At 38.2% G+C, this 25,871-nt stretch carries 21 protein-coding genes; 5 read left to right on the top strand and 16 right to left on the bottom strand.

Annotated features, from left to right (window positions below; translation table 11 throughout):
• Positions 1-12 precede the first annotated feature (12 nt).
• The 5 genes from B5440_RS10705 (at position 13) to B5440_RS10685 (ending at position 4,193) form a co-directional block, all read left to right on the top strand.
• A complete protein-coding gene (locus B5440_RS10705) occupies positions 13-864 on the top strand; it encodes a CPBP family intramembrane glutamic endopeptidase (protein WP_070053600.1) in 852 nt (283 codons plus the stop codon).
• A gap of 364 nt (positions 865-1,228) precedes the next feature.
• Positions 1,229-1,408, top strand: a complete 180-nt coding sequence (locus tag B5440_RS10695) for a hypothetical protein (RefSeq protein WP_070053602.1) — start codon at positions 1,229-1,231, stop codon at positions 1,406-1,408.
• Between the two features lie 42 nt (positions 1,409-1,450).
• Complete coding sequence (locus B5440_RS15560; RefSeq protein ID WP_157823640.1) at positions 1,451-1,612, top strand: hypothetical protein; 162 nt, start codon at positions 1,451-1,453, stop codon at positions 1,610-1,612.
• 108 nt (positions 1,613-1,720) lie between these two features.
• Positions 1,721-2,725, top strand: coding sequence for a TlpA disulfide reductase family protein (locus B5440_RS10690; RefSeq protein WP_070053603.1), 1,005 nt, complete (start codon positions 1,721-1,723; stop codon positions 2,723-2,725).
• A 190-nt stretch (positions 2,726-2,915) separates the two neighbouring features.
• Complete coding sequence (locus B5440_RS10685) at positions 2,916-4,193, top strand: hypothetical protein (RefSeq protein WP_070053604.1); 1,278 nt, start codon at positions 2,916-2,918, stop codon at positions 4,191-4,193.
• A 612-nt stretch (positions 4,194-4,805) separates the two neighbouring features.
• Here B5440_RS10685 and B5440_RS10680 read toward each other — a convergent pair.
• The 16 genes from B5440_RS10680 to B5440_RS10605 form a co-directional block, all read right to left on the bottom strand.
• On the bottom strand, positions 4,806-5,567 hold the full coding sequence (locus B5440_RS10680) for a hypothetical protein (RefSeq protein ID WP_070053605.1): 762 nt from the start codon (positions 5,565-5,567) through the stop codon (positions 4,806-4,808).
• A 133-nt stretch (positions 5,568-5,700) separates the two neighbouring features.
• Positions 5,701-6,618: a L,D-transpeptidase gene (locus B5440_RS10675; RefSeq protein WP_070053606.1), complete on the bottom strand. Its 918-nt coding sequence runs from the start codon at positions 6,616-6,618 to the stop codon at positions 5,701-5,703.
• Positions 6,619-7,181: 563 nt separating this feature from the next.
• Positions 7,182-11,693, bottom strand: coding sequence for a T9SS type A sorting domain-containing protein (locus B5440_RS10670; RefSeq protein WP_070053607.1), 4,512 nt, complete (start codon positions 11,691-11,693; stop codon positions 7,182-7,184).
• Between the two features lie 419 nt (positions 11,694-12,112).
• Positions 12,113-12,835 (bottom strand): response regulator transcription factor, encoded by a 723-nt coding sequence (locus B5440_RS10665; RefSeq protein ID WP_070053608.1) that lies wholly within the window; start codon positions 12,833-12,835, stop codon positions 12,113-12,115.
• Positions 12,836-12,838: 3 nt separating this feature from the next.
• On the bottom strand, positions 12,839-14,410 hold the full coding sequence (locus B5440_RS10660; RefSeq protein WP_070053609.1) for a sensor histidine kinase: 1,572 nt from the start codon (positions 14,408-14,410) through the stop codon (positions 12,839-12,841).
• 67 nt (positions 14,411-14,477) lie between these two features.
• On the bottom strand, positions 14,478-15,068 hold the full coding sequence (gene coaE, locus B5440_RS10655) for a dephospho-CoA kinase (RefSeq protein ID WP_070053610.1): 591 nt from the start codon (positions 15,066-15,068) through the stop codon (positions 14,478-14,480).
• A complete protein-coding gene (locus B5440_RS10650; protein ID WP_070053611.1) occupies positions 15,065-16,021 on the bottom strand; it encodes a CdaR family protein in 957 nt (318 codons plus the stop codon). Before B5440_RS10650 ends, coaE begins: the two co-directional genes overlap by 4 nt.
• Positions 16,014-17,021 (bottom strand): glycosyltransferase family 2 protein, encoded by a 1,008-nt coding sequence (locus tag B5440_RS10645; RefSeq protein ID WP_070053612.1) that lies wholly within the window; start codon positions 17,019-17,021, stop codon positions 16,014-16,016. The genes B5440_RS10650 and B5440_RS10645 overlap by 8 nt, the downstream gene beginning before the upstream one ends.
• 481 nt (positions 17,022-17,502) lie before the next feature.
• Positions 17,503-18,330: an enoyl-ACP reductase FabI gene (locus B5440_RS10640; RefSeq protein WP_070053613.1), complete on the bottom strand. Its 828-nt coding sequence runs from the start codon at positions 18,328-18,330 to the stop codon at positions 17,503-17,505.
• A 123-nt stretch (positions 18,331-18,453) separates the two neighbouring features.
• Positions 18,454-20,106: a DNA repair protein RecN gene (gene recN / locus B5440_RS10635; protein WP_070053614.1), complete on the bottom strand. Its 1,653-nt coding sequence runs from the start codon at positions 20,104-20,106 to the stop codon at positions 18,454-18,456.
• Between the two features lie 350 nt (positions 20,107-20,456).
• The gene (gene porD, locus B5440_RS10630) at positions 20,457-21,344 is read right to left on the bottom strand and encodes a type IX secretion system protein PorD (RefSeq protein ID WP_070053615.1); all 888 of its coding nucleotides are present in this window, start codon (positions 21,342-21,344) and stop codon (positions 20,457-20,459) included.
• Positions 21,337-22,542, bottom strand: a complete 1,206-nt coding sequence (gene coaBC / locus B5440_RS10625; RefSeq protein WP_070053616.1) for a bifunctional phosphopantothenoylcysteine decarboxylase/phosphopantothenate--cysteine ligase CoaBC — start codon at positions 22,540-22,542, stop codon at positions 21,337-21,339. The genes porD and coaBC overlap by 8 nt, the downstream gene beginning before the upstream one ends.
• Before the next feature lie 5 nt (positions 22,543-22,547).
• Complete coding sequence (locus B5440_RS10620; protein ID WP_057481391.1) at positions 22,548-22,880, bottom strand: DNA-directed RNA polymerase subunit omega; 333 nt, start codon at positions 22,878-22,880, stop codon at positions 22,548-22,550.
• A gap of 13 nt (positions 22,881-22,893) precedes the next feature.
• On the bottom strand, positions 22,894-23,721 hold the full coding sequence (locus B5440_RS10615) for an outer membrane protein assembly factor BamD (RefSeq protein ID WP_232756001.1): 828 nt from the start codon (positions 23,719-23,721) through the stop codon (positions 22,894-22,896).
• A gap of 316 nt (positions 23,722-24,037) precedes the next feature.
• Complete coding sequence (gene dapA / locus B5440_RS10610; protein WP_070053618.1) at positions 24,038-24,916, bottom strand: 4-hydroxy-tetrahydrodipicolinate synthase; 879 nt, start codon at positions 24,914-24,916, stop codon at positions 24,038-24,040.
• Positions 24,917-25,122: 206 nt separating this feature from the next.
• Positions 25,123-25,821 carry a hypothetical protein gene (locus B5440_RS10605; protein WP_141728115.1) on the bottom strand — a complete coding sequence of 233 codons (699 nt, stop codon included), beginning with the start codon at positions 25,819-25,821 and terminating at the stop codon, positions 25,123-25,125.
• Positions 25,822-25,871: the final 50 nt, after the last annotated feature.

Genomic DNA, 25,871 nt, shown 5'->3' with positions numbered 1-25,871 from the left:
CGAATATTAAAAATGAAAAGAGACGATAAAAAAATGGGTTGGATAAGAGTACTACTTCTTATTTTCCCTTATGTTATTATTCTGGCTATATTTCAAACAATAGCTTATGTAATTGGAGGCATATCCTTTGAAGAAGAATTGCAAAAAACCAGCCTCCAGTCATTTATTATAACCATAGCTACGTTACTGGCAACACTTACAGTTCTTTATCTCTTTATGAGATTTGTTGAAAAAAGAAAATTTAAAGAGCTGGGCTTAAAAATTAAAGATCGCGGGTTCGATTTCCTTGCAGGAATTATAATAGGACTTATAGTCATGGCTACAGGCTTCTTTCTACTGGTAGTTTTAGATGAAATTAATGTTGAAAATTTCAACCTGGATCTACAGGAAATTTTATTATCTATTGGAGTTTTTATGGCTGTAAGTATTAGCGAAGAACTATTGTGTAGAGGCTATATTCAAAGGAATTTAATGTATAGCTTTAATAATTATATCGCTTTAATTGTTTCTTCTTTATTATTCGCACTGGCCCATAGTTTTAATCCTAACCTCAGCTGGATAGCGCTTGCAGGCCTATTTGGCGCGGGGATATTACTGGGCCTTTCCTATATTTATACCAAAAACCTATGGTTTCCTATTTCCCTGCATTTTAGCTGGAATTTATTTCAAGCTTATTTTGGTTTTAATGTAAGTGGCCAGGAATTCTATTCTATCGTTGAATTTAATATTGCTGAAGAAAATATTTTAAACGGCGGAAAATTCGGATTTGAAGCTTCTATTTTTTCTCTTATCCTACAAATAGCCTTGATCCTGCTTATTTTTAAATACTATCAGAAAAGAAAACATTTAGCCGAAAATAGCTAGCTTCTCTACCGAAAAAAGAATTTTAAAAAACTTGTAATTTTTTAACCAAAACACGTATAAAAAGCCCGTATTTAAGATTAAATTTGGATAAAACATATAAAATTCCTTATATTTACCGTTAGTTTTATTAAAATTCGTTATTAAAAACTGAATTTCCCAGGGATTAATGTTTTCAAAATCAAACTGATTTTCACTACGAAACATTTCTCAAAATCTTTGTGTAACTAAAAATTTAAATATGAAAGATCGCATCAATACTTTAAAATTAGTAGGAATTATTTTCACTGCACTTATGCTGGTTATTTTCTTGGACTTTGCTTTAAAAGCTATCGTAGCAGGTTAATCCACCCTATATTTTTTAACTGTGAATAAAGCAAGAATATTTGGCCTTTTTCTTATTACCACCGGACTCATCTGGAGCTATAATTTTGAAGCTCATAATTTAAATTTCTTTGCTGGAATGTTAGTCGGTGTAGGAGTTCCTTTTCTGCTTACCGGAAAATTTCGTTTTTGGAAGTGGAAATTTCCGGAGGCCAAACAATAATTAATTCAGTTCAATCCTGGCAGTTCAATCCTGTTTTTAAATATGAGTAAAACTGCAAAAGCTGGTATTTTAGTTCTTTTGATTGGGATATTAACTTATCTGATTATTAGTGATGGCATGACCGGAATTACCCGCGCTCTTATCATTGGATTTATAATCGGGATTGGTTTTGTCTTAGGGGGTCAATTCGGCAAAAACACCTGAAGTATATACTAAGACTTCTAGATAATACCCTTTCCCAGCAAGCCTTCTTACATCCAATCTAGATTTAATCCTTATCTTCAACGTATTGACATGTAAATTCGTTGATTTATGCGATTAATTTTTATCATTTTCAGCTTTCTATTTACTCTCACTTCGCTTCAGGCGCAGGAATCTAGCTTTTCCTTAACAGGGGAAACTAAGGATATAAAAGATGGCAGCTGGTTGTATTTTAGGGACCTGGTAAATGGCGGAACTTTAGATTCCGCAGAAGTGCAAAACGATAGCTTTAAATTTAACACCAAGCTCCCCGAGCCCACAATATGGGTGATGCTTCATACTAAAGATCGCTCTAAATTCAAAGAATTATGGCTACAGGATAAACCAATGCGTTTTGATGCCAGCAATGTAGATTTCCAGGATGCAGAAGTTACCGGCTCTGTTTCCCAGGAATTAGTTGAGGAAGAAAAAAGTATTTACAGGGATTTTGATAAAATTAGTGATGCTGAACTTAGAAATCGCCAGGAAACTTTTATCAGAAACAATCCTAACGCCTTAATAAGCCTTCGAATGCTCTATGAAGTTTCCGGAAAATGGGGCCAGGAAACCACCGGAAAATATTTTGAAATGTTTCCAGAGGAAATTAAGCAGAGCTCCTTTGGAAAGCGGATACTTTCTTTTTTGAATAACGATAGTATCCCGCAACTTGGAGAAAAATACACCGATTTTGAATTACCCACCCCCAACGGTGAAACAAGAAAATTTTCTGAATTAACCGGGAAAGTAACGCTTTTACAATTTTGGGCCTCTACCTGTAATCCCAGCAAAATGCAAAACCAGGAACTAAAAAAGCTATATCGAAAATATAAGTCTGAGGGGCTCGCAATAATAGCTCTTTCCCGCGATACAGAAAAGCAAGAATGGCTTAAGGTCATTGAAAATGATAATTTAAAGTGGCCACAACTTAGCAGTCTTCAGGGCTGGGAAGGCCCGGTTTTCACTAATTATGGGATTAGAAAAACTCCTTCTAATTATCTTATAAATTCTGAAGGGAAAGTGGTGGCACGTAATCTTAGCGGAGATGAATTGGAGGAAAAGATTCAGGAATTACTATAGCAAGAAGGTTTTTATTTATTTTGGATTAAAATTTTAAGCGTGATCATTTACTTCAAAAAGAGACGACTAAGTTCCCGACCCAGGATCATTTAATCTCGATTATCGCGTAAAACCTCAACAGGTATAATCCTTTTTTTCATCAGAATAATTCATAAATCTGTATTTTTAAACCTATCTAAAATCACAGAAAATGAAAAAACTGCTTTGGTTAGTTTTTATACTCCTTATCGCGTTTATAATACTGGTATATTTTTCAGTTTCCAGCGCAGATAAAGAATTTGAGACGGTCACTATTCAGGAATTGGATGATCTGGAAAGCATGGATTTCCGAAGACATGATTCGGTAGAGGTAGCCGCCAGTAGCTTGTATGAAGCGAATGAACTTAAGGATATCATGCAGGGTGAGAATTACCGAGAAGCCTGGACTAGCCCGGTAAAAGTTCCGGTGCTTTTTCTAGATAGCCTGTATGGAGGAATTGAGATTGTAAAAGAAGGTGGCGGCACCCAAACCCACTCGCTTCGCTTAAAAGATAAAAACGGATTTTTATATTCCCTGCGTAGTGTAAATAAAGATCCCTCCACCCACGTTCCCGAATTCGCTCGCAGCCTGGGCCTTGAAAATATCGTTATAGACGCCATTTCGGCTTCGCACCCTTATGGTGCAATTCTGGCAGCTTCTCTTTCTGAAAAAGCAGGGGTTTTGCATACACATCCCAAAGTAGTTTTTGTACCGAAACAGGAGTTTTTAGGAAAGCAATACAATGAAAAATATGGAAATCGTTTATTTCTGCTAGAATATGAAACCGAAGGCGAAGAGAACTGGACAGGCTATAAAAATGTATATAAAATATTAGACACCAAAAACCTTCAAGAATTAAAAGAAGAAAATCCTTCACAGGTTTCCATAGATAAAAATGCGTTTGTAAGAGCGCGTTTATTTGATATGCTTATTGGCGATTGGGACAGGCACGCCAAGCAATGGGGCTGGGTAGTTCAAAAGGAAGGCAATACTTTTAAAGCCATTCCTCTGGCCGGAGATCGCGATAATGCCTTTTTTAATCTAGGCGGAGTAATTCCCGGGATAATTTCTAATAAAAATATTGAGCCTGAAGTAAGACCTTTTGAAAAAGAGATTAGTCATATGCCCGGGTTGGTTTACCCAAACGATGTTTATTTCCTTACTAATACACCGGTTGAAATCTTTACTGCGGAAGCAAAAAAGCTACAGGATTTATTGACCGATGATGCCATTGCCGATGCTTTTAAAGTTTGGCCCAAAAATATCGCTGAGCAGAACAGCAAAGAGATCACTGAAAAAATAAAATCCCGAAGGGATAATTTAGTAAAATATGCAAAAGAATTTCACCGTATTATTACCGAAAAAGAATTGCTAAACAAACCTCTTAAAGGCTCTGAAGACATTAAAATAAGCCCCGAATTAATGAAATGCTTTGAGTGTGCTAATTAGCAAGGTCATCGCAAGGAGACGAGTGCCAACGTGGCAATCTGTTTTTTGAATAGTTAAGCGCGTCAGTTCGAGTGGTGATATTTGAGTGGAAACGAAAATAACAGCGTATCGAGAACCTTTTGAAGTTGGAACTAAAAAGCACTTCTCGATACATCCCGACTCTCGTCGAGCCACTCGAAGTGACGGATCGTTTTCACTATTAATTTTTCACACTTCACTCTTCACTTTTAACTTTTCACTTTTCAAAACAAAAGATTGCCGCACTCATTTCATTCGCACACAATGACAAAAGCACCAACATCATTGCGAGGAGGCGATAGCCAACGTGGCAATCTGTTCTTGAATAGTTAAACGCGTCAGTTCGAGTAGCGGTATTTGAGTAGAAACGAAAATAGCGACGTATCGAGAACCTTTTGAAGTTGGAATTGAAAAGCACTTCTCGATACATCCCGACTCCCGTCGGGCCACTCGAAGTGACGGTGTATTCACTATTTTCTATTAACTTTTCACTCTTCACTCTTCACTTTGTCCAACAAAAGATTGCCGCACTCATTTCATTAATTCACAATGACGGTAATGCCGAACCCCTGTTATCAAATCTCACTTAGTGAGTTAATTAATAATAATATTGGTTTTATCAACGCCGGTGTTGCCGGTCACGGGATCAAAAGCATAAATGGTGATGGTGTAGTAACCTTTGTTTAAGTTCGCTTCTGCCTCAAAAGTACTGGCTTTTTCTGTTGGCTTAAGCGCTATTTCCCTACTTTCTTTTCCTTCGGCATCTAGAATTGCTTTCACCTCATATTGATTGGCATCCCAGGTACCGCCTTCGGTTACGGGACAACCGCACATCATCACAATATTGGCTTTTAAACTTACTATTTCTGATGCTTTTATACGCTCGTGGGTTTGTGGAGAAAGAATATCTACCACGAAACCGGGAACTTCCAGCACTACCCCATCGCCGGTGATATTCTTCCCGGGAATAACCCAAAGCTGCGTACTGGACACCACCCTGGCTTGCTTTTTATTAAAAGGCGCGTGGGCTTCTACTTCTACAAACGTAGGTTCTTTAATGTCTAATTCCGCTTTGAAACCTGCTGTTTCTTCATCGGTTAGACTATCGTAACGTTCTTGCGGAGTTTTGAGAATTAGTTTGGTATCTCCTGTACTTCCGGAAGTAAAACCCTGATCCAGGATCTCTCCCGTCTCAGCATTTCTAACAATAATTTTTGCCCCGCCAATAGAGCTTCCTATAAATTTTGCATCTTTTGCCAAAGCTCTCACCATCACTGTGGTTTCCTGTGCAGCAAGGCTTCCGAAGGAAAATAAAAGAATACTTAATAAACTGAAAACACGAAATCTGAATCTCATAAACTTAATTTCTTACTAAAATACAAAATGCCTTAGTTAATCAAGAAGCTACGGGTAAGTCAATGAGATGTGAATTGAAAAAAACTTTTGAAATTTCAAGACAGGCCTGTGGGAATTAACCCCTCTGGAGGGATTAAAGCACGATTTCTTTCTCGCTTAGATCTTCGAATTTAAAATTCAAAGGATCGTTTTTATAGCGCTGGGCATACACCTTAATCGTGTCCATTTCTTCAGGATTTAACTCATTAAACTTATTGTCTTCAGCGAGTTTAAGCCAGGGCTGTATTTCCTTAAAATCATATTCGCCAATCACCATAAACGGAGTGCCATTTTGTACAATTACATCGTTCTCCAATTCCCACATACTGGCCCATTCGTAAATGAATTTAGCATCTTCCTGGAACATCCTTACACACCCGTGGCTGGCCGGATAACCCGGCAGGGTATATTCGTGGGTGCCAATTCCTTCGAAATTCATAAAATTGAAATAGTATGGCATCACCCAGGATTTATCTATAGTGCTTATTTTTCTTTTGGCTTTATAATTTCCGTAGTAAAGTCCAGAGGGCGTTCCTGTACTCTGCTTGCCGGTACTTACCGGGCCCCATTGTAACAAATTACCATTTTCGTATAGGGCAAAAGCCTGGATACGCTGCGAAATCACTACCGTTTTCCCAATAGAATCCAAAGGATCTAAACTCTTCGGAAATGGGGAATATAAATTAAGATCGCTTACCAGGGAATCGGGAATTATAAGTTTGGTTCCGGGTTTAATCCGGTGTGCATCAATTCTATTTAGCGCATAAACCAGTTTTCGCTCCTCTTCAGAAAAGCTACTTTGAAGACTGTCCAGGTGCTCCCTGCTGGAAATAGAATCCAGCCTGTAGGTAGCTTTAAAAACCGGTGGTTCCAGGGCAATGGTATCCAGTTGCGTAGATGGAATTTCCTTTTCCTTTAGTTTTTCCTGTGCGTTATTGTTATTACAGGCAGAAAAAATTATGATAAAAAGCCCTACAAATAGCAGGCTTAGTTTCGTGTATTTTGGTTTCAAGGTATGTAGGTTTAGGTTGCGTTCCCGGGAAAGTCAACTTCCCGGTATACCCAACGAAATTAGGCAGTAAGCTTAGTTTTTGCTGCCAAAGAAGCGTTAATAATTTGTTGGAGGTATGGTAAAAAAGTTTTCGGTTGTCGGTTCTCAGTTGTGAGTTCCCAGTTCTCAGTTTGTTGTTTTAGTTTTTAGGTTTGAGAAAATACAGATTTCTGGTTCTTGATTCTTGCTTCTTGACTCTTTTTTTGTTCTCTTCACTCTTCTTTTTTTTTTCTCTACTTAGATGCTGAAACAAGTTCAGCATGACGTGTGAATTGCCACCCGGACGCAAGCTGTTCTAATCACTCAACTGTAACACGTCACCCTGAATTTATTTCAGGGTCTAGCTTGTTTTTTCTCTCAACTTAGAGCATGCCGTAAATTCAGCTTATTGTGTTAAATCAAAGAGAACCAATCGAAGTGGGAACTTCAAAGCACTTCTCGATACATCCCGACTCGCGTCGGACCACTCGAAGTGACAAAGTGCTCGCAATGACAGGAAACTACTACCGGCTACAAACTACAGACTACAGACTAATAATCACCCTTTTTACGATCACTCCCTCGTTGGTGAAGATCTGCAGGGTGTAGACTGATGCTGCTACGCTTTCGATAGTCATTCTGTAGAAACGGGCGATGTCTTTATACTCTTTCTGCAGAATAAAGCGTCCCCTGGAATCGAAAACACGCACCTGCTCTACCAGCATTCCTTCCGGAGTGGCAATGGTGAAAATTCCGTTATTGGGATTAGGGTAGATAAATAGAAATTCAAGGTCTTCGTTATCGGGAATTTCGCAAGCTTCCCCGTTAACTCTCACCTCAATATTTTTTTCGGCTATATTCCCATTTGCGTCTTCTACCTCAACGTTTACTGTATTTGAACCTACATCTTTACAGTTAAAAACCGACTTACTAAAACGGTAAATTAGTTGCTGGCTGCAATTATCTTCAGCTAACATATCGTTTTCTTCCAGGTAAGCAAAACCCTGATCATCTAAAGTGAGTTCTACTATATCTGTATTGATCACCGGGGGAATTTCATCCCGAACTTCCACATTAATTGTACAGCTGCCGGTTTGAGCCCCGGAATAATCCAGTTGAATTTGCACCGCACCAAGATCGCTGCAACTAAAGTTTAACCGACTTGCCTCCAGAGTTATTCCGCTGGCGTTACCGGTGTAAAGCTCCTGCAGACTTAGCACGGCTTCGCCATTTTCATTAAGATTAACCACCACATTTTCCCGGCACTGAAATTCTCCTGAAGCTTCATCTACCACTTCTACCGTGGTCTCACAGGTGTCCATATTTCCGGCATCGTCACGAACCGTTAAAGTTATAGGCACTTCTCCAATATCGGCGCGGGTAAATTCAGTTTGACTTAAAGCCATTGAAACAATCCCGCAGTTATCGGTAGAATTGTTATCCAGAACTTCGGGAGCTAGAGTGGCATTGCCGCTGGAATCTAAATTCACTACATAACCGGAAACGCAATTAGCTACTGGGTCTTCATTATCTATTAGATTTACCATAAAAACGCACTCATCAGTTTGCCGATCCAGGGTAGCTGTAAGTTTTATTTGGGTATTTTCTGAAATAACTGTTCCTGGAGCCGGACTTTGGGTCACCTCGGCACCCGGTAAATTAATACTTGCAGTATCAGTATAATCGGGTAAAGTAAACCTGCAATCCTCGTTGGGGTTTACATTTTGATCTATCTGGCAGGTAATATTCAACTCGTTGCCCTGGCTAAGCTGAATTTCAAAAGTGCAGGGCGTGGCTAAACCATTCTCATCAAATGCGGTAAGGGTAACCATCGTATCTTCAAAGATTACCTCACCGGGTGCCGGACGCTGCTGAAAAGTGACTTCGCCACAATTATCAGAAAAACTGGCCATATTTTCATAATCGGGAATCACAAAACCTTCTTCGGGGTCAAAATTTTCTACCTGGTCTCCGGGACAGGTTATTTTTGGCGGCATAAGGTCTATAATATTAGCAGAAAAAGAACATTCTCCTACCAGTTCTCCATTTGCCTCGTTTCTTATCTCAATAGTAAAATATAAAGTATTCTCGGTAAGCTGCTCGTAGGTTTGAGTAAACTCAGCAGTGAAATTTTCGGTTTCAATTAAACGGGTATAATCGGGAATAATACGTTCACAATTTTCATCCAGCCGAATATCGGGAATATCTTCTTCCTCGATACAGCGGTAGGTAGGGGAATTTGTGTTTTCCGGTAGAATTTCTATAGAAGTTGAACATTCATCAGCATTTCCGTCAGCATCATTTATATACAGTGTAATATTTTTTGTGCCAGGAGTTGTAAAAGTATCTTCGGAAAGCGTCCTGGTGATCTCACAATTATCTTCGGAATTTAAATCTATGGCCGATGGCGAAATTGTAACACTACCATTTTGTAATCTAAATTCCCGTCCCGGTGCTACACAATTAGCCTCCGGAAAAATATCATCCAATATAAAAACTTCGGTAGGACAACTACTGCTTAAGCCTGTATCAGGATCTGTAGCGGTTAAAATCACGGTGTTTTCTCCAAGGTTGGAACAATCAAAATCCTGGATATTTGTACTTAATACCAAGTTTCCTCGCTCACCAGCAAAAATATCTTCTGGATCTAAAGTGACCTGCCCGTTTTCGTCCAGGAAAAGCTCGTGACTTACACATTCTATTTCGGGAGCTACTGGATCATTTTCCTCCAGAATTATAGTAATCTCACAGGTTTCCACATTGTTATAAGTATCGGTAGTGGTTAAATTTATGGTATAGGTTCCAGCTTCATCCAATACGGTTCCCGGCTCTACATCCTGAACCAATTCCAATTCTTCTAAACTATTACAATTATCAGAAACTCTATTTTCAAAGAAATTGGGAACTTCATATCCGCCTTCCGGAAGATTTGTAGTTATTGGCTCTGCCGGACAAATAATTAAAGGCGCCCCTACATCTACTACAGTAACTTCTACTTCACAAGAATATGCTTCACCGGTCGTTTTATTTGTGGCTCTAATAGTCAACGGATTAGTACCAATATCTTCGCAAATGAATTGTTGATTGGTGAGTTCAAAGTCTAGATTTGAAGTATCACTAATTATAAATTCTAAAGTTGGGATTTCTTCTACTCCAGAATTTTGAACATCTTCTCCCAAATTTACCGTTAGCGCACCAATACACTCGAAATTGTAAGTATCTTCTTCCGGTAATATTTCAATATCAGTAGAACAATCTGAAATATTACCTGCTTCGTCTATCACAGTTAAAGTTATATTTTTAGTGCCTGACGTTGTAAAGGTAGTTTCAGAAAGTGATTTGGTAGAAATACTACAATTATCGGAAGAACTTAATTCAATATCTGCAACCGCAATTGTTACGCTGCCATTTTCTAATTGAAACTCTTTGCCTTCAGCAACGCAATTTATCAGAGGAGCTTGATTATCTGATACCGTAATTGTGGCGGTACAGGTATTAGTTAATTCAGTTTCTGAATCTTTTACAGTAAGAATAACTTCATTTTCGCCAATATCTTCACAGGTGAAATTTTCTTTATCAATTTCAAGTAACAAATCTTCACTTCCGCTATAAACTTGATCTGCTGTAATTGAAGCTTCTCCATTACTATCTAGAGTAATTTCAAAACTATTACAATTTGCTTCAGGTGGCGTTTCCTCTTCATCCCCAGGTAAAATCGTAATGGTAGTTTCACAAGTATCAAAATTTCCTGCAGCGTCTGTAACGGTTAATTCAATATCATAATCCCTGGCTTCGTCAAAAGTATACTGAGAAAGTTCTAAACTTTCTATCTCACAATTATCGGTAGAACCACCATCTATTTGACCGGCTGTTATGGTGACTTCTCCATTCTCTAAAGTAAATTCTAAACCACTTTTACATAAGGCAATTGGTTTTTTGGTATCTAAAGAAGGTGTTCTTTCGTAGATTTCGAGGTCGAATTCAAATTCTTCGGGAAAGTACCCTAAAAAAATAATGGTTTCCCCATCTACATAAGCATTATTTACAAACATACGATTGCAACTATTAAATGCTATATCCACAGGGAAATCTATCTCTTCAGTAATAGAATTTCTATAATTTTCTGCTTGATTATAAATTCTAATGAAAAAAGCTTCATCATCGATACCACTGTCTATTTCTTCTGCTATATCTTGAATCTCACCTAAACCTAAATTTTCAATATTCAGAAAGTTACTAAAGTCAATTCGTCCTGCATATTCAACAACATGAATAAAGCCAAAATCGTCTATTTTAATACTACCGGGGGATTGAATATTAGGTAATCTTCCAGTAATATTTAAATTACCATCTAAAGTCAATACTGCAGGATCATTTCCACCTTCCTGACTAACATACACAGTTTTATCGGAGCTTACTGCAATCCTATATGGACGAAGAACATTACTATTTTCAGCTATTCTACTACCGGAATTACTATAAGCACTAACCCTACTAAGTTCATCGCCCTCACAGCCATTTCCTTCCTGATTGTATTCGGCAACATATATATTTTTTTCAGAATCAACTTCTATCCCAATAGGTCGATAAATCCCTGTATAAATTATTCGATCCAAAGCGCCTGTAGGTGTGAAAATTTTTATTTTCCCATTCTTAGAACATTCTTCATCTTCGGAATAATCAGCAATGTAAAAATACCCTTCAGAATCAATAGCCATATCAAGGGGGCTACTTAGTCCTGAAATAAAATTGGATTGTTCTAATTCTGCAGCTGAGTTTCTCTTTTCAACACCGTTGCCGAAAGTAAGTATATATAAATAATTATCTGGCGAAACATCAATACTAATAGGCAGTTCATCTGTATCCAAATTTAATATGGTTTGATTCACCAAATCAACCCAATTAAAATGATCATATTCAGGAACAGTATTTTCAGGTTGCTGCCCAAACCCAAGAGTAAAATTCAGTAAAAAAATAAGAAGAAAAAGGCTGGTGTTCCGGTATAACGGCAGTAGCCGAAAAGTAAAAGTGAAGTTTGTAGGGTAAAGTTGCTTCATAACCGGAAATTAGCGCCTCCGGCAGTAAAGATAAAACTTGTGGTGGGAAAGCTTTAAAAATTACGTTAATTCTACGGTTTCCCGTAATTTAAAAGTCACAAAAATACCAGGCCAAATAGTAGCCGGGAAGCTTTTGTAAGGAATTCCGGGTAGGAAAACAATGAGAGCAGCCTTTTTTGTTAAAAGTCTCTTTTACACGTCTTGCATTCGTCTAAAAATCGTCATGCTGAATTTATTTCAGCATCTAACTTCTTAACAACCTAGATCCTGAAACAAGTTCAGGATGACGTCCTCTGAAACAAGTTCAGCATGACGATAGAACGGCGCGCTTCGCGCTGAAATAAATTCAGCACTACGGCAAATGGACTAAAACATATAAGCCACTCTCATTATTCCCGGAAACTGAAAATCACCTCGCTTTATGCTTCAGCGTTTTCCTGGTTTTTAACCACCAATCTAAATCCTTCGCCGTGAATGTTTAGAATCTCTACATTCTCGTCTTTCTTAAGGTATTTACGCAGTTTGGCGATATATACATCCATACTCCTGGAAGTAAAATAGTTGTCGTCTCTCCAAATTTTGGTAAGCGCCAGTTCCCTTGGCATCAAATCGTTTTCATGCAGGGCAAGCAAGCGCAACAATTCGTTCTCTTTTGGAGATAGTTTTTGTGGCTCTTCCTCTCTAAAGGTTAAGAACCTTAGCTTAGAATTAAGATGGAAATCACCAATTTTAAATTCAAATTGCTTAGAATCTGCCACGCTATCTGTAGCTTTACGCTGCATAATAGCTTTAATCTTCATAAGCAATACTTCGCTATCAAAAGGTTTGTTCAGGTAATCGTCTGCCCCAACTTTATAACCTTTAAGCACGTCTTCTTTCATCGCTTTGGCGGTAAGGAAGATAATTGGAATTTCTTCGTTCTTTTCTCTTATCTCCTTAGCCAGCGTAAAGCCGTCTTTGTAAGGCATCATAACATCCAGGATACAAAGATCGAAATCGTCTTTTTTAAACTTTTCAAATCCTTCCATTCCATTTTTGGCGTGCGTTACTTCGTAATCGTTCATCGCCAAATAATCTTTTAAGACAGTTCCAAAGTTTGGATCGTCTTCTACTAACAAAATTTTCTTGTCTTCAGTTTCCATATATTAAGATATTAGAGGTAATTTAATTATAAATGTGCTTCCTTTTCCTTTTTCGCTTTCTACCGAAACCTGCCCGTGGTGGTCTTCTATAATTCGCTTGGCATAGGCCAAACCTAAACCGTGACCTTTCACGTTATGGATATCGCCGGTATGTTCGCGATAAAATTTTTCAAATATTTTCTTTTGAACCAGTTTACTCATTCCTGTTCCCTGGTCGCGGATCTTAAGAATAATGTAGTTCTTTACATTTTCTGTATAAACATCAATTTTAGGCTCGTCTTCAGAGTATTTTACGGCGTTATCCAGCATGTTCACGATCACATTGGTAAAATGGTCCTGGTTGGCTAAAATTGAAGAGCGCAGGGCTCCAAAATGGGTTTGTACATACCCGCCACGATCTTCTACAATAAGTTCTATGTGGGTAATGGCGTCTTCTACAATTTCGTGTAGTTGAACTCTCTCTTTTTTAAGATCCAACTCGTTCTTTTCCAGCTTAGAAATACGCAATACATTTTCTACCTGGGCGTGCATTCTCTTATTTTCGTCCCTAATCATTTTAAGATAGCGCTTTTTCTTTTCTTCATCGCTACTGATCTTAGGATTTTTAATCGCGTCTAAAGCCAGGTTAATCGTGGCGATAGGCGTTTTAAATTCGTGCGTCATATTATTGATAAAATCGGTCTTTATCTGCGAGATCTGCCGTTGTTTTATCAATTGTGATAAGGCGCTGGAATAAGCGATCACAATAATTAGCGTAAAAATTATAGAGAGTGCTGCCATTAAAGTTACAGATGAAAGCACTACTTTTTTCTTTTCGGTAAAATTAACCAGCAACTGGTAATTGCTATTCCCCAGGTCGTCGGCAAAAAGCGGTACACCATAGGTAGCGGGATGGCTTAGTGAAAAATCATCACTATGCAAATTCGTTGAAATACTATTGCTATATACGCCAAACTCAAATTCTGAAGCGATCTCCCGGTTGCTTAGCTCGTTTTTTAATAGCGTTTTTATAGTTTCTTCGCTTACCCTTTGGTGTAATGGCAACCTGCTGGTATGATCGGCAATATATTCTTTCAGCAAATTCTTTTCATATTCATCCATACGAATAATACGCTCTATTTGCTGTTGTGAACTAAGGCCGCTGCCATCCAGATTATTGCGACTATTTACAATACTGGTCACCTTTTTATTAATAAGCTTGGTAAAGGGAATACTATCTCTTGCCGATTCTATAAACCCCGAAGAAACCTTATAATCTTCTTCCAGGATCGCATCAGAATGAAACAGGGTTTGATTCCTTAATTTATTTTGATTTAAGTAAGAATATTCGGTAATAGTGGAAGATTCCAATCGGCTATTCGTGCTATCGGCATCCTTAAATTTCATCCAGTAATCTTCAATTTCCTGGTTTTGAATTTGGGAAGCCACGCGTAAAAGCACCTGTTTAACATCGTAGGTAAACTGCTCTTCTTTATCATCTACAGTACTCTTAATCCAGTATCCCTGCACGAAAATAATGCCGATAAGGGAGAGGCTCATTAAGATTACAAGAAGTAAGAAAAGCTTTTTATTCATGTGGCCAAAAGTAATATTTTAACATTTAGGGCTTCAAGCGTTTAACCAAATGTTAACAAAACTTCTGCTAATTTTTACCTCGTTTTAAGATAATCTCATGTAATTCGTCAACCCGAGTTCTGGTAAGGGCTAAATCGTGGTTTTCTATTTCAAAATCGGCCAGTTTTTTCTTGCGTTCGTCACTCCATTGCTTGGCCATTCGGGCTTCAATTTCTTCCAGCGTGCTTTGGTCGCGCTTCTGTAATCTTTTAAGCTTTTCTTCTTTGCTGGCGGTAACCAGGATATTTAAATCACATTTCTTATAACCGCCGGCTTCAAAGAGAATTGCGGCTTCGTAAAGCACGTAAGCTGAGTTTTGCTTGCTTTGCCAGTTTTCAAAATCTTTGGCCACCGCGGGGTGAATTATTTTATTTAAAGCATCCAGTTTATCTGATTCTTTAAATACTACGGAAGCGATGTGTTTGCGGTTAGGCGATTTCCCCGTGTAGGCTTTTTCGCCAATTAAGGCTATTACTTTTTCCCTTATTTCTGCTGAAGTTTCCAGGAGGCGTTTCCCGGCATCGTCTGCAATATAAACCGGCACTCCTTTTTCTTTAAAAAAGCCTGCCACGGTGGTTTTCCCGCTGCCAATTCCGCCTGTAAGACCTACCACCATCATCGTTTGATTACAAATTGAATTTTACGCTCATTAAGCCTAAGGTTTCTTACAAAAGAGGGAGATTTCACGATACTGGCAATTATAAAATCATCGCCTTCATCTATATCATTAAAATCACAAACCACTCTAAAATTTTCGGCTTCCACCATTTCGTACTGCCTTAAATTCACCTGGAAATAAACTATAACCTGCTTCGGAAATATAGAAATATTAGTATTCTCGGGCAGGTTTTTAATTTCTACCGGCACTGTAACACTACCCTCAGTAAATTTTTCAACCTCCTGGCTGTATGCAACCTCTGTAGTATAAAAGCTAAGCATTCCCAGGTTTGAGGTATCTACTTTAACGGTCCCCGAAACATTAGATTTTATGTTATTGATTTTAAGATAAACGGTATTGAGATTTTTTAAAGTATCTATAATTCCCTCCGGCCCGCTTACCTTTATAGAATCGGGGTTTAATTTCACACTCTCGTTAGCAGAATAGCCTACTGCATAACTTAAATTGATTCTAGGATTGAGCTTAACCTTTTTTTCTTTTTTAGGCTGATATTCTATCAAAAGGTTGTCTTTAATAAACCTGGCTTTTTCAAAATTGATATTTACCTGGTCTTCGAGGCTCTCACGATTGGCTTCAAAATTATAAACAAGAGCGCCGTTTTGTATAGAAGCTTTCCCAAGATCGAGTTCCACTTTAGGTCTAAAGATCTGGTAATACCAGATAGCAAAGCCCTTATCCTGGATCCTTAATTTTAAATTCTCGGGCCTTTCTTTAGAAATACTTTTATCCAGGGGGATATTCACATAAGAAACAGGAATATCTATTATTTGCGTATATTCTTTAGCAAACTGTACGGATATCCAAATAAAGGACGAAAACAGTAAAAAGAACCCAAAGGTCTCTAGACTGGATCTTTTAATGGAAACGCGTTTAAATTTTATGTTTTTAAACATTTTTAAAGAATAAATTCGGGAATTTGAGTTCCGGATCTTGTTTTAAAATTTGAATATACCAAACCGACCTTATAAAACCGTAACCGTAGCCAAAAAATTGTACCAGGGCAGCATAAACAGCCAGTAAACCAATTCCTAAACTTTTGTTTTTAATTGATGCATGAGTGGCAATGAGCATAAAATATAAAACATATAATAGAAATAGCCACCAAAATCCCAGTTTTAAAAGAAGAACAGCAAATAAAAGTCCAAAAGTAAAAACCGCTGGAAACCAATAAGTGATCTTAGCCGAACCCGGATGCCACTTATTGAGAATAGGCCGCACGAGCCCAAATTTTTTCACTTGTGTATAAAATTTAGACCAGTCTATTCGGCGTTTATGGAACACCACGGCATTGGGAATTAAACAGAGTTTAAAACCCAGTTTTTTAAGCCTGAGGGAAAGATCTGGATCTTCGCCGGGATGAATCTGGCCAAACCCGCCTGATGCTTCAAAAGCTTTTTGAGAAATTCCCATATTAAAACTCCTGGGCTGAAAATCATTAACCGAAGACTTCTTTCCACGAATTCCACCGGTAGTAAAAAACGAGGTCATGGTATAATCTATGGCCTTTTGCGTATTGCTGAAAGAAGGATGCGAGGCATCTGGCCCGCCAAAACAATCGCAGTAATTTTGTTGAAGGAATTTATCTACTTCCTGCAGGTAATTTTGAGGGAGTAAAACATCAGAATCCAGAATAAGGCAAAAATTGCCTTTTGCTTTTTTCATCCCAAAATTTCGGGAATCCCCGGGCCCAGAATTTGGTTTAAAATAATAGCTAATATTGAGTTGCTCCTGAAATTCTTCTACGATCTCCTGTGAAGTAATACTAGAGCCGTCTTCTACAATTACGATCTCATAATCTCGGGAAAATTGAAGCTGAAGCATACTTTCCAATAATTCCCTTACCTCATCTGGGCGGTTGTACACGGGAATTACAAAGGAATATTCCAGGGTCATGCTTTAATTAGAATTTGAAGATTTTTAATTAAATATTTCTCCTTAACGTCACCCTGAACTTGTTTCAGAGCCTGCTCCGATTTCTATCGGAGGTCTAAGATCAGCACAATTTTAAATCACGTTAGATGCTGAAACAAGTTAAGCATGACGTGTTTTTTGTGATGCTAAACAGGCTTTAGAAACTTCAGGGTCTTAGCTAAGATAATTTCACACTGAAATATCCCTACTTCGGAACAGCATGACGTGAATCAAAACGTCACCCTGAACTGGTTTCAGAGCCTGCTCCGATTTTTATCCGGAGGTCTAAGTCGAGATAACTTCATTTCATGTTAGACGCTGAAATAAATTCAGCGTGACGGCAAGGTGGTTTTCGTCATTCTGAACTCGTTTCAGAATCTAAGTTGAGTTGAGTTCCAATCATATCAGACTCTGAAATAAATTCAGCGTGACGTAAAAAAAACGTCACGCTGAACTTAATTTTTTACTTCTCCTCCTGCCCTTTTACAAAAGATTCCATTACTTCCTGGCTTACTCCCATATTGGCGAAACCACCATCGTGGAAAAGGTTTTGAAGGGTTACTTTTTTAGTAAGATCAGAGAACAGGCTCACGGTATAATCGGCGCACTCTAATGCGGTTGCATTACCAAGCGGCGACATTTTATCGGCATAAGCGATAAAACCGTCAAATCCTTTTACACCCTGTCCCGCAGTAGTTGGTGTTGGCGATTGTGAAATGGTATTCACTCTTACTTTGTGATCTTTTCCGAAGAAATAACCAAAACTACGTGCAATAGATTCTAAAAAGGCTTTGTTATCGGCCATATCATTATAATCTGGGAATACACGTTGTGCGGCCATATAGCTAAGCGCTACAATACTTCCCCACTCGTTCATCGCTTCTTTTTTATAAAGCACCTGCATGGTTTTATGAAAAGAAACCGCAGAAATATCCCAGCCCTTTTGGGTGAAATCGTAGTTCTGCTCGGTATAATGATTTCCTTTTCTAACGTTTACCGACATCCCGATAGCGTGAAGCACGAAATCTATTTTCCCACCAAGAATTTCCATAGATTTTTCAACCAGGTTTTCCAGGTCTTCAATTTTAGTGGCATCGGCAGGAATAACTTCAGAACCGGTCTTTTCAGCCAATTCTTTAATAGTTCCCATTCTTAAAGCGATGGGCGCATTGGTTAAAACAAATTCCCCGCCTTCTTCTTTAATACGTTCAGCGGTTTTCCAGGCGATAGAATTCTCATCTAAAGCGCCAAAAATAATTCCTTTTTTTCCTTTTAACAGGTTATATGACATAGTGATATATTTTTCTTGGTTGTTAGCCCATAAATTAGCTCTGCTCTTGATAATTTAATGGGAAAATTATTTAAAAACTCTATTATCGGGTAAATATAATAAAATTAGTTTCGGAACATTGTCTTAATCTAAAAGTGCACGTGCGTGAGCCCGCGCCGATTCTCCTATATTTTTACCACCTAACATCATCGCCAGCTCCTCTACCCGCTCGCCATCTTTTAATTCCTCGATCTTGGTGGTAGTGGCATTAGCTGAATCTTCTTTAAATATTTTAAAATGACTGTTTCCTTTCCCGGCAATTTGCGGCAAATGGGTAATTGCAATTACCTGCATAGAATTCCCCATGCGCTGTAAGATCCCCGCCATTTTTTGGGCAATATCTCCGGAAACTCCCGTATCTATTTCATCAAAAATTATTGTAGGCAGTTTACTTTGCGCTGCCAGGATACTTTTTACGGCCAGCATAATCCTTGAAAGCTCACCGCCGGAAGCCGCTTTTTTAATTTCTTTAAAGTCTCCACCTTTATTCGCCGCCAGGTACCAGAATAATTCATCCTGCCCGTTAGCAAGAAAGTTACCTGATTTTTTCAGCTCTATTTTTAATCGGGCGTTTGGCATTCCAAGGTCGTCCAATAAAGTCTCGGCTTCTTTGATAAAAGTCGGGATAATTGCTTTTCGTTTTTCGTGAAGTTTTGCAGCAACAGTTCCCAATTTGGTTTCCTGTTTTACAATGGCATTCTCTAATTCTGAAAGTGCGTTTTCGGCATTTTCACTTACCGAAACTTTTTCCTGCAACTCTTCTTTTATTTGTAGTAATTCAGCAATATTTTCTGCGGAATGCTTTTTCTGTAGATTATAGATCAACTGAAGCTTTTGATTGGTAGCTTCCAATTCTTCGGGATTCGCTTCTACCCTATCTAAGGCATCAGTTACTTCAGTAGAAAGATCGTCCAATTCAATAATTACACTTTCAATCCGCTGGTGTAGATTCTCATAATTTGAAGAAAGGTTTGCAATTCTGGCCAAAGAGGAACGAGCCTGTTTTAAGCTATCTAAACTTCCTATTTCTTCCTGCTCGAGTAAATTTAAAGCTGAACTCAGGTTTTCGGTTAGTTCTTCAACATTACTCAGTTCTTCGTAACGAGTTTCCAGTTCTTCCTGCATCCCGTTTTCCAAACGAGCTTCTTCAAGTTCATTCAGCAAAAAGAGGTTGTAATCGTATTCTTTGGTAGCCTGTGCTTGTTGTTCCTTTAATTCAACAAGTTGTTTTTGTAATTTTTTGTAAGCTTTAAGTTCCGTTTTATATTCCAGCAGAAAAGCATCGCTATTAGCAATAGTATCGATCACCTGGAATTGATAATCGTTATTTCCCAAACTCAAAGTTTCGTGCTGACTATGGATATCTATTAAATACTCTCCCAGTTTATTAAGGGAAGTCAGTTTTACCGGTGTATCGTTTACAAAAGCCCGGGATTTCCCTGAAGCCAAAATTTCACGCCTAATAATGGTGTTTTCTTCATAATCCAGATCTTCGGTTAAAAAGAAATCTTTTAGCCTGTAATTAGAAATATTGAAAGAACCTTCTATCACGCATTTCTTATCGGCATCCCGAATACTTCCGTAATCGGCACGGTTACCTAAAAGGAGACCAAGCGCGCCCAGCATAATAGACTTACCGGCACCGGTTTCTCCCGTGATAATGGTAAAACCCTCTTGAAGTTTAATATTGATATCTTCAATTAAGGCGTAATTTTTTATGGATAGAGCTGTGAGCAAAGTGAACTAAATTTGGGCTAAATATACGGGAGAAATTATTCCTAATCAACAATAAACTTCGGGTAAACCCGGAAGTTATATCAAAAGAAAAAAATTTGATTATACAGAGGTTTGCTAAAGAAATAATACTTTTCAAATATATATCCGGTTTCCCTCATAAAAGTGAATTTATGAAAAATCGTCATGCTGAACTTGTTTCAGCATCTAACACGATAGTACCTACCCAACTTAGACCTCCAATAGAAATCGGAGCAGGCTCTGAAACCAGTTCAGGGTGACGTCTAAATTTTAAAAGTATGACTGTTTACGGATATTCAACTTTTAAACCCCGATTATCGAGTGAAAATCTTCTATTGAATATTTCTCCAGTTACGGGCATATCGTGGTGCCAGGCCACTTAAAGTTTCGGTAAAGCGAGGACGATTAATATCGGGGCCTCCGCTAAAGAGCTGGGTTACTTCATCGGCTTTGGCGTCAAAAAAAGTTCTAAGCAGCAAAGAATTTGCCCGCCTGGAATTCATAGTAGTTAAACCTTCTATCGCATCAGCAATAGTTATTTTACCGGCTTCAGGATCTTTATGCATCACATCTAGTCCCTGGCGGTGATATTGATACAAAGCGCTACGATATTCAGTGAACATATTAGAAAGCAGATCGGAATTCAAACGAAAGCGAGAGCTTTGCCCATCGGCGCCACTCCAACCGGTTCTACCGCTTTGTTGCGCGAGATTTACAATTCGATTGGCTTCCTGGTAATACTCGGTGCCGCCTTCGGGCGCGAAGGAATCGGCGTCCATTCCCAAAATGGTATATACATAGAAAGAAACTACTGAAACCAGGTTATTGGAAAACGAGTTCTGACTATAATTTAAAGGCTGATATTCCCGGTAATTAAAACTGAATTGATTATCGTTAAAATTAAAAATAGGACTTACCATATTAGAGCCGTATACCGGTCTTGATGACTGCACCTGGATAGTCCCACTGAAAGATTCACCTTCAAACTCATTTATGGTGATAAACATACTGCAGTTGATGCGTTCTCCCGGTTGAAATTCCTTATCGGTCCAGGAAGTTTGATTTACAAATTCCCGAAGCGAACTTTCTAAAGTTCTAAAAACAGAAAGGTTGCTTTGCCCCGTTTGTTCGGTATTGATCACTATTTCACAGTTGAGTTCCTGGGCGACAGCAAAAGGCATCCCGGCCACTAAAAGAATAAGAAATAGCAATTTACGCATCTAACAAATGTACAATTTCGTTTAAAATATCGGTTGCAACCTCGGCCTTGGATTTTAGATCAAAAGCTTTTTCTGAATCTTTATAAACCAAAGTGATCTTATTGGAATCTTTTTTAAATCCGGCGCCGGCATCGTTCATAGAATTAAGCACTATAAAATCCAGGTTTTTCTTTAAGAGTTTTCCCCGGGCGTGTTCCAATTCGTTATTGGTTTCTAAAGCAAAACCAATAAGTTTTTGATGGGTTTTCTTTTTCCCCATCGACAAGAGAATATCCTGGGTTTTGGTAAGTTCCAGGCTTAGATTTTCTTCGGCCTTTTTTATTTTTTGAGCCGCTACGATCTTCGGTTTATAATCTGAAACCGCGGCAGCAGCAATCGCCACATCTACATTTTCAAAATGATCATGTACAGCGGTGTACATTTCTCTTGTACTAACTACTCTAATTAAGTTGATCTTTGGATCATCGATTTCCAAATGTGTAGGGCCGGAAATAAGGATCACCTCAGCTCCAAGTTCAGCGGCTTTTTTGGCAAGTTCAAAGCCCATTTTTCCACTGGAATGGTTTCCAATAAAACGAACCGGATCTATAGCCTCGTAAGTTGGGCCGGCGGTAATTAAAATTTTCTTTCCCTGCAGCGGTAAATTTTCAGAAAAATAGTTTTCCAAAAATTCGATGATCTCCTCGGGCTCTGCCATTCTACCTTCGCCTTTTAAACCACTGGCAAGTTCACCGGTTCCTGCGGGAATCATAATATTTCCGTAGGATTTAAGGCTCTCAAAACTATTTTTTGTGGAAGGGTGCTTAAACATATCCAAATCCATTGCTGGTGCAAAGAATACCGGACATTTAGCAGATAGGTAGGTTGCGAGCAAAAAGTTGTCACTATTCCCCGAAGCCATTTTAGATAGGGTATTGGCTGTGGCAGGGGCCAAAACCATAAAATCGGCCCAAAGGCCGAGTTCTACATGGTTGTTCCATTGCTCATCTTCATCATCTTCTGTAAAAGAAGAAAATACCTCGTTCTTAGACAAGGTAGAAAGTGTAAGCGGAGTAACAAATTCTTTAGCAGCCGGCGTCATCACAACTTTTACCTGTGCACCGGCTTTAATAAACAAGCGTACTAAAAATGCAGATTTATAGGCAGCAATACCGCCACTTATGCCCAAAAGCACTTTTTTGCCTTTTAGTACAGACATCTTAATTAAGCTTCTGCTTCAGAATCTTTAGTGTTTCGGTAATAGATCTTACCGTCTAACCATTCCTGCATAGCAAGTGCGTGTGGTTTTGGAAGTTTTTCGTAAAACTTAGAAACCTCAATTTGCTCTTTATTCTCAAAGATCTCGTCAAGACTGTCGTTATAAGTAGCAAATTCGTCAAGCTTTTCCAATAATTCTTTTTTGATCTCAGAATTGATCTGGTTTGCTCTTTTTGCAACCACAGAAATAGCCTCGTATATGTTATTAGTTGGCTCGTCTACCTTGTTCTTATCGAAGGTAATTGTGTTAATTGGTGCGTCTGTCTTTTTAATATCCATCTTTCTTCTACTATTAAAAATTTTGTAAGCGTGATTTTATATCTTCTACTGAAGCTTCCATAGGCTCAATATATTCGCCTTCCGGATAATACTTTTTGTAAGTCTGGTAAAATTCCAGCGCTTCTCTAAGGCGCTCTTCCATTAAATCCCTAAAACTATTTACAGCCAATTGGTAAGCCGAATCGAACCTGTAATAATGTGCGCCTTCTCTAAACGGAGACCCGGGATTATTAGCTAAAAAGTTTGTAAACGAGGTGATAGCAGCCCGGTAATTTCCGGCTCTTGCTTCTCCTGTTAAATGATATTGCTTGGCAATTTCGTATTCCTTTTTTTCCAGTTTTATACGCAATTCAGCCGCCATATCGTTGGCTTCTTCTACATGTTCGCCTTCCGGATATGTATTTAGATAAGCCTGAAGTTCTGCAACTGCCTTATCAGTATCGGTTTGATCCAGAGCATAACTTGGGGAAAGTTCGTAAAAACTTCTTGCCTTTTTAAAAGCTGCCTCTTCTACTTTCTCACTATTAGGATAAGATTGCTGAAAACGCTCAAACTCGTATGAAGAAAGGTAATAATCGCCTAATTCATAATAAGTGTTTGCAAATAAAAAGCTAAGCTTTTCTCCCTGGGGTTTCCCACGATATTCCGGAACAATTTGTTCAAACAACCTTAAGGCTTTGCGATATTTACGTTTATCGCCTTCTTCCTGGGCTTCGTTGTACAACTGCTCGGCATAGCTATATTTCTTTCCGCTATCATCGCTTTTAAGTAATTCCTGATATTCCCCGCAGGACACCGTTAGCATTAAAACTGCCGCTAATAAAATTGCTTTCTTCATCATTTGTAAAAACATCTGGCAAAAGTACATTTTTCTTTAGTATAAAAAAAACTTTGTGTACCCACCTTAGACAACCTTTTAACTCCCTTTTTATTATACTGAAAATGGGGAAATTAAGGTCCAAGCTGAAAAAATAAGACTGTCTGAAAAGAATTTAAATCGTCATTCTGAATTCATTTCAGAATCTAAAATGTTGATATTCAAAACATGTTAGAAGCTGAAACAAGTTCAGCTTGACGAAACCAAACTTTTCAGACAGTCTCTGTAATTAGTTTTTAAAATTTACTCGATATTCGAGATTTAAATACTCCTCGCTAGTTTATTTAAAATTTTTCAGAAAATCTTCAATTTGCTGCTGAAGTGCAGGTGTAGCTTTCAACAATGGTAATCTTAGGTAATTTTGAATACTCCCTTTTAAAGCAAGTAAAGCTTTAATTCCGGCGGGATTTCCTTCAGCAAAAATCAAGTCTATAGATCGTTGCAATTTATAATGAAGTGCGTATGCTTCAGATGCTTTCCCTTCTAATCCCAGAAAAACCATTTTAGAGAATTCCGCAGGCAATCCCTGCCCGATTACCGAGATCACTCCTTTCCCTCCGGCTAAGATCATAGGCAAAGTAAGCATATCGTCTCCCGAAATTACAAGGAAATCTTTTGGCACCAAACTTATTAATTTCATAGCCTGTACCATATCACCGGCAGCTTCTTTCACCCCAATAACATTATCAAAATCTCTCGCGATACGGTTTATAGTTTCCGGAAGCATATTAGAAGCTGTTCTACCCGGTACATTATAAAGAATTAACGGCAGCGGCGAAGCGGCAGCTACAGCTTTAAAATGCTGGTAAATACCTTCCTGGGTTGGTTTGTTATAAAAAGGTGAAACCGAAAGTATAGCTTCAAATCCTGAGAAATCCCCAGACTCCAACTCATTACATACTACACGCGTGTTATTCCCACCAAGACCTAAAACCAAAGGCAGGCGTTTATTATTCTGCTTAACTACGGTATCTATTACAAGTTGTTTTTCTTCTTTATCAAGACTGGCACTCTCGGCGGTTGTACCTAAAACCACCAGGTAATCTACTCCATTTGCGATCTGGTTTTCTACCAGGTTTTCCAGTGCTTGCACATCTACAGATAAATCTTCCTTAAAAGGAGTTATCAAAGCTACACCGGTACCAATAAATGACTTCATTCTATTTTTTGTTTTGATGATAATCGAAAATATTTGCCCTATTTTCTGAAAAGAGTGAAAAATGCAAAAATTTCGGGCAGCAAATGTATTGATTTTGTCAATTTCAGAAAGTAAAATTCACTGCTGGTTTTCAAATGAAGCACATATTTAACAGCTTTGATTTTTCTGTTAAAAAATAAACAGGATTAAAACATCTTTAAGGAAAATCACACAAGGTTCATCAGGCGAAGTTTACGCTCTGGAGTGAGGAAAAAGAACAGGCAGAATATTAAGCCGGTAAACCAAAGAAAATTACCTGTAATTAAAATTGCAGAATCTTTTAAATAGAAATGGGCGGCATCCCTAAAGACATCAGCGAATATAAAAGCCAGCACCAGGGTAATAAAGTAAACTGATTTTCTTGAATAGGAATTCAAATAATAAATAAGCGCCACAATACCCAGAATTAGTAAATTAAGGTAATAAAATATATAAATAGCAAATTCCAGATTACTACTCATGTAGCTTTTCAACTCAATTACATGCGTCAGTAATAAATAAGTATTTACCGCAATTAGTAAGATAAAATATAAAAGTATGGTTTTACTGGCGGTTTGCCGTTGTGTATGTTGAAAAGCTTCCCTACTTAAGCCAAAATAGGCGCCAATATAACATAGTAGCAAAAGAAGTTCTAAGTTAAGGGTATTAAAAATTAAACCGATTATTTGTGCTAACAAGAAAAAGCTGAAAAATATAATTGCATTATAGGTGGGCTTTTTATCCCGTTTTAAATAAATAATAAAAACTCCCAGAATAAATATAAGCTGAGTGACCCGCATTAACCAATCCACGTCCCCTATGGTGGCATATAAATTCACCCCCAACAGCGGAAATAGAAGTAACAACAAATACTGAAAAAGACTCATTTTCATTAAATTGCAAGCCGAAAATATAAAAATATTGCGGCTATTATTAT

The organism is Salegentibacter salarius (genome assembly GCF_900168265.1).
Taxonomy (GTDB): Bacteria; Bacteroidota; Bacteroidia; order Flavobacteriales; family Flavobacteriaceae; genus Salegentibacter; species Salegentibacter salarius.
Note: the sequence above shows the minus strand (reverse complement) of the source record. Positions and strands in the feature narration are given on the sequence as shown.